The organism is Tenacibaculum sp. SM2510, assembly GCF_057002845.1.
The window spans coordinates 1,131,522-1,136,835 of the sequence record NZ_CP192703.1 but is presented as its reverse complement, the minus strand read 5'-3'; the positions used below and the strand labels follow the sequence as shown (position 1 = coordinate 1,136,835).

General features: G+C 30.1%; 5 protein-coding genes and 1 tRNA gene. 2 read left to right on the top strand and 4 right to left on the bottom strand.

The annotated features are described in order from the left end of the window. The first annotated feature begins 28 nt into the window (after positions 1-28). Positions 29-955 (top strand): PorP/SprF family type IX secretion system membrane protein, encoded by a 927-nt coding sequence (locus tag ACQ629_RS05140; protein WP_483706875.1) that lies wholly within the window; start codon positions 29-31, stop codon positions 953-955. A 12-nt stretch (positions 956-967) separates the two neighbouring features. After that, positions 968-2,914: an OmpA family protein gene (locus tag ACQ629_RS05135; protein WP_483706874.1), complete on the top strand. Its 1,947-nt coding sequence runs from the start codon at positions 968-970 to the stop codon at positions 2,912-2,914. A 123-nt stretch (positions 2,915-3,037) separates the two neighbouring features. On the opposite strand, the gene ACQ629_RS05130 is transcribed toward ACQ629_RS05135, so the two are convergent. The 4 genes from ACQ629_RS05130 to ACQ629_RS05115 form a co-directional block, all read right to left on the bottom strand. Continuing rightward, a tRNA-Arg gene (locus ACQ629_RS05130) sits at positions 3,038-3,111 on the bottom strand. Positions 3,112-3,190: 79 nt separating this feature from the next. Then, positions 3,191-3,415 carry a putative signal transducing protein gene (locus tag ACQ629_RS05125; RefSeq protein ID WP_483706873.1) on the bottom strand — a complete coding sequence of 75 codons (225 nt, stop codon included), beginning with the start codon at positions 3,413-3,415 and terminating at the stop codon, positions 3,191-3,193. A 12-nt stretch (positions 3,416-3,427) separates the two neighbouring features. After that, positions 3,428-3,580, bottom strand: coding sequence for an SsrA-binding protein (locus tag ACQ629_RS05120; protein ID WP_483706872.1), 153 nt, complete (start codon positions 3,578-3,580; stop codon positions 3,428-3,430). A 95-nt stretch (positions 3,581-3,675) separates the two neighbouring features. After that, a complete protein-coding gene (locus ACQ629_RS05115) occupies positions 3,676-5,013 on the bottom strand; it encodes an SPFH domain-containing protein (protein WP_483706871.1) in 1,338 nt (445 codons plus the stop codon). Positions 5,014-5,314 lie beyond the last annotated feature (301 nt).

Below are 5,314 nucleotides of genomic sequence, written 5' to 3'. Positions count from 1 at the left end.
TATAAATTTAAAATGAAATGTTTAAGGTATGAGTAGAATAAATTTTCATATAAAAATAACACTGTTATTGTTACTAAGCTTATCAGGCGTTATTTACTCTCAACAAGATCCTCAATACACACAGTATATGTATAATACGATGAGTGTGAATCCAGCATATGTTGGATCTAGAGGACATACAACAATAACAGCATTGGGAAGAACTCAATGGGTTGGTTTAGATGGCGCGCCAGATACTCAAACATTAAGTTATGACACACCATTAGGCTATAGTGGAGTTGGGTTAGGGGTTAATTTAACAAATGATAGAATCGGACCATCAAATGAAATTTATTTAGATGCAAATGTATCGTATACAGTACGTACAAGTGATGAAGGGAATTTGGCATTTGGACTAAAGTTAGGAGCAAGACATTTAAGTGTGGATTGGAGTAAAGGAATATCTCAGAATCCAGACGCGAACTTATCTGAGAATGTAAGTGAGTTTTTGCCAACGATAGGTGCAGGTGTATATTTTTATAAGCCTAAATGGTATGTCGGTCTAGCTGTTCCAAACTTATTAAAGACAAGTCATTACGATGATACAGCAAATGGCGGAGATGTTGCTGAAGAACGTTTGCATTTCTTTTTAATAGCAGGTTATGTTTTTGATATAAATGAGGACTTAAAATTTAAACCAGCAGCTTTAGCAAAAGTCGTTACAGGAGCACCATTATCTATAGATGTTTCTGCAAATTTTCTTTTTAAAGAAAAATTTACTGTAGGTTTGGCCTGGCGATGGGATGATTCATTAAGTGCCTTATTAGGATTTCAGGCAAAAAGAAGTTTATATGTAGGTTTTGCATATGATTTAACCACTTCAAATTACAGTAATTATAATTCAGGAACTTATGAATTAATGTTACGCTACGAGATTTTTAAACAACAAAAAATGAAATCCCCAAGATTCTTCTAAAGATAATATCAGATGAAAAAAATAATACTATTCGTATTCTTAATTACCAGCGTTGTTAGTTTTGGACAACGAAAATATGCAGCAGACAGGTATTTTAAAGAGTTTGCTTACAAAAAATCAGCAGAACTCTATGAGGTTTTATATGAAAAAGGAGATACATCACAATTAGTTATAAGCAGGTTAGCAGATTCATACTATTATAATGCAGATTTTGTTAAAGCAGAAGTATGGTATGAGAAGTTAATGCAAAGGTTTGAAAAAGAAGAAACAACTAAGCATTATTTTAGATATGCACAAGTATTAAAAAGTAATGGTAAAGTAGAAGAATCAGATAACTGGTTGCTAAAAATTAAAGAAGTTAAAGCAAACGATAGTAGGGCGATAGCTTTAGATGAAAATGAAGATTATTTCGTAGAGTATACAAATAGAGAGAAGATTTATTTTAATGTACACAATGTTGCTACAAATACAAAATATTCAGACTTTGGAGGATTTATATATGAAAACAAATTATACTATGCTTCAACAAAACCTTTAGGTCTTAAAAAAGAAGATAAATTATATGAATGGAATAATCAACCTTTTTTAAACATATATAGTTCAGAGCTAAAAGAAAAAGGAGACGATAAAGTTTTAGATATTTCTGAAGCAGAAAGATTAAAAGATTTAACAACAAACTATCACGAATCTAACATTGTAATTACTAATGATGGTAAAACGATGTATTTTACAAGAGATAATTTTGATGGAGAAGAACTTAAGGGAGATGAACAGCGTGTTACACATTTAAAAATTTATAAGGCAAGAAAAAAATACAATAAATGGGTAGATGTAAAAGAATTACCTTTTAATACCAATAATTATTCTTATGGTCACCCTGCTTTAAGCGCAGATGAAAAAACGTTGTACTTTGTATCTGATATGGCAAACGGATTTGGAGAAACAGATATTTATAAAGTAGCAATTTTAGAAGATGATAAATATGGAGAGCCTATAAATTTAGGAAATAAAATCAATACTGAAGGGAGAGAAATGTTTCCTTTTGTAGGTACTGATAATACTCTTTATTTCGCTTCAGATGGCCATTTAGGATTAGGGGCTTTAGATATTTTTGAGTCAAAAATAAAAAATGAAGGATATACAAATCCAATAAACTTAGGGTCGCCTGTAAATGGCCCCTTAGATGACTTTTCTTTTGTGATAAATAAAGAAAGAAGTAAAGGTTTTTTCTCGTCAAACAGAAAGGGAGGTAAAGGAGATGATGATATTTATAGTTTTTTAATTTTTAATTGTAAAGAAGATATTGAAGGTATTGTTACTAACTCTCGCACAGGCAAGCCTATGCTAAATGTAGAAGTTAGATTGATTGATTCAGAAGGCAATCCTGTTTCAAAACAAATAACAAAAGAAGATGGTAGTTATATATTTACAAAAATAGATTGTGAAAATAATTTTACAGTAGTAGCTTCAAAAGAAGATTTTAAAGATGCTCAAAAAGAAGTGAAAACGATAGATGTAAATAATAAGTTAATTAGTGCAAATCTAACGTTAGAATCTCTTATTATAGAAAATCAAATTGTTATTAATCCTATTTATTTTGATTTTGATTTATCTAATATAAGGGAAGATGCGGAATATGAATTAGAACATATTGTATCAGTAATGAAAAACCATCCTAAAATGGTTATAAAAATTGAATCTCATACTGATAGTAGGGGAACGAAAGAATATAATAAGCGTTTGTCTGGTAATAGAGCTATTTCTACAAGAGATTATATAATTTCTAGAGGTATTGCATCAAATAGAATTAAAAGCGCCTTAGGTTTTGGTGAAAGTCAATTGTTAAATAAATGTGATGATGCTAACCAAAATAAGTGTAGTAAAGAGGAACATCAAAAAAATAGACGCTCTTATTTTTACATTTTAGATGGAGTAAAAAATGTAAAAGCAAACAATTAATATTTGTTAGTATAGTCATAAAAAAACCTCAAAGTAATTACTTTGAGGTTTTTTTATGACTATGCATTTTGCACTATTTATTAAAAGCAAAAAACCACATAAATTAATATGTGGTTTTTATTGTGACCTCGGCTGGATTCAAACCAGCAACCTCTTGAGCCGTAATCAAGTGCGCTATTCAGTTGCGCCACGAGGCCGTTTTGCGGGTGCAAATATACAGATGTTTTTTAATTATAAAAGCAAAAAAACATTTTTTTTGCTTTTTATTTTTTAAAATTAATTAACCTCTTCTTTAAAACTATCTATTATTTTCTGAGCAGCCTCAGAATCAGATTTGTAGATGAATAATTCACAAGAATCACCTGTGTCTCCAAAACCAGCCAATCTACCAGATTCTTTACTGTCTTTAATTAAAGTGGCTATTTTAGCTTCGTCCAGTAAAAAAGCTAACCTGTTTGTTAAAATTGTGGTTCCTGTATATACTTTTATATGTTCTTTCATAATTATAAGTTTTTAGTCTAATGAATTTATGGTTACAAAAGCACGCCATCCAATAATTGCTAATTGAAATTTTGTAGCTTTAGAAATATCTAACTCCTTTTGTGTAAAAGAGGGGAGTATCGTTTTATTTAATTTTGCTAAAAATTTAAAAAATTGTTTTTTCATTATAAGTTTGATTCTGTATCAAAAATACTGAAAAATAATTTGTTATAATGAGTGAAGTAAAAAGGAATACTTCACTCATTTATAATTTAATTTTTTTACTTTTTACTTTCCATCATTTTTTTCGCAAGATCAGCTCCAATTAGTGACTGTAATAAGTTTCCTCCACTTCCATTCTTATTACCTTCAATATATGTCGATGGTAGCTGTAAATCTTTTATTTGCCCGGCTACTCCAACAGCTGTTTTGTACTCCCATTCTGCTTTTTCTTGCGGAGTTAAACCAGCGCTAACTAATTTAGAGTTTTCATAATACATGGCATCAGCTGCAACTTTTTTACTTTTCGCTTTGTATTGTTCAACTTCGTATTGCTTTTTTTCTTTAATTAAGTTAAAACCAGCAACTTTTGCTTCGGTTTCGGCTTCAATAGTTTGTTGAATTTGAATTTTTTCTAACCTAGCTCTTTCTTTCGCTTTTTCAGATTCTCCTTTTGCAACTTCTTTTTTTGCTCTATAATATTCGCGCTCTGCTTGTTGCTTTTCTAGTTGGGTTTGTGCAACTTCATTTTTTTGTAAATCTAAACGTTCATCAAAAGAAGCTTCCCAGTCGATACCCGTTACTTGTGCCTGGTATATTTTTAAACCATATTGCTTTAAGGTGTTTGAGTTGTCCCTAACAATATTGCCATCGTCATTTCTTTTTATTCTGAACTTTTTTTGCTTACTAGATTTACCAACCTTTATTTTTCTGATGGTAGTGGTATCACCTACAATTTCATTCATATTTTCAGCTTCATAATATTGCTCTACTTGATACATTCCGTTTTCTAATTGATCTCTAAAATACCTGTCGAAATCAGATGCTTGACCAGAAATGTAATCTTGGGCATCCATTAGCTTACATGTATTTTTAATCGCTGCGTCAATATTAGGTAAAACTCTTCCGTATATCAATTTAGATTCGCTCCTGTTTCTGTCGGCCATATTTAAAAATACTTCCTCGTCGTTAATGTTAACTCCAACAATTACAGAAGTGCTTATTTCTGCTTTAATAGCATCACTGAATTCCCATTTCTGAGCTTTTCTGTTGTAAATACCTCTATCGCTTTTTGGAAGTTCACTTTCGTCATCAACAATAATATCTTTTATTGATGTTTCGTATGAAAGCGGAATAATTCTTCCCCACCATTTAAGTTTTAAACCTTGTGTGGTAATCATTTTGTCGCCACCAGAAACAAATTGCACAGCATAGGCTGTACCTGCATCTGCATAAAAAAACATTCCTGTTATAATGCTCATAAGAGCACCAAGTATGGTTAGTTGAATACTTCTTTGTAAGGTGAACCAGTTTAATACTTTACTGTTTTTAAAAATTGAATTTAATACAATGGTAATTAACCCTGTAATAATTAATAGTACTCCGATAAATGTTAGCATAATGTATAGTTTGATTTTAAAGTTGATTAATATAAAAGTGTTAGTATAGTTGCAATTTTTACTGCAATAGTAATTAATTTAAGAGTAATAGTGATCATAGTTTTTAGTGTTTTTAATAGGTTAATATTAGTTGATTCCGGAATTGTTTTATCAATATATATCAAAGAGAATCATACTTCCAAAAACTTTAGCATGATTTAATTAGTTTGTGTTTAAGTTTAAATATAAAAAAGTAATTTTTGTTTTAAAATGAAACTATGTTTGCTTTCTATATGTTGTTTTTATTAACTTATAAGTGGTT

Excerpts from the sequence above, each read along its gene's own strand:
- ACQ629_RS05140 (WP_483706875.1), top strand. The coding sequence starts at position 29 with ATGAGTAGAATAAATTTTCATATAAAAATAACACTGTTATTGTTACTA.
- ACQ629_RS05135 (WP_483706874.1), top strand. The coding sequence starts at position 968 with ATGAAAAAAATAATACTATTCGTATTCTTAATTACCAGCGTTGTTAGT.
- ACQ629_RS05125 (WP_483706873.1), bottom strand. The coding sequence starts at position 3,415 with ATGAAAGAACATATAAAAGTATATACAGGAACCACAATTTTAACAAAC.
- ACQ629_RS05120 (WP_483706872.1), bottom strand. The coding sequence starts at position 3,580 with ATGAAAAAACAATTTTTTAAATTTTTAGCAAAATTAAATAAAACGATA.
- ACQ629_RS05115 (WP_483706871.1), bottom strand. The coding sequence starts at position 5,013 with ATGCTAACATTTATCGGAGTACTATTAATTATTACAGGGTTAATTACC.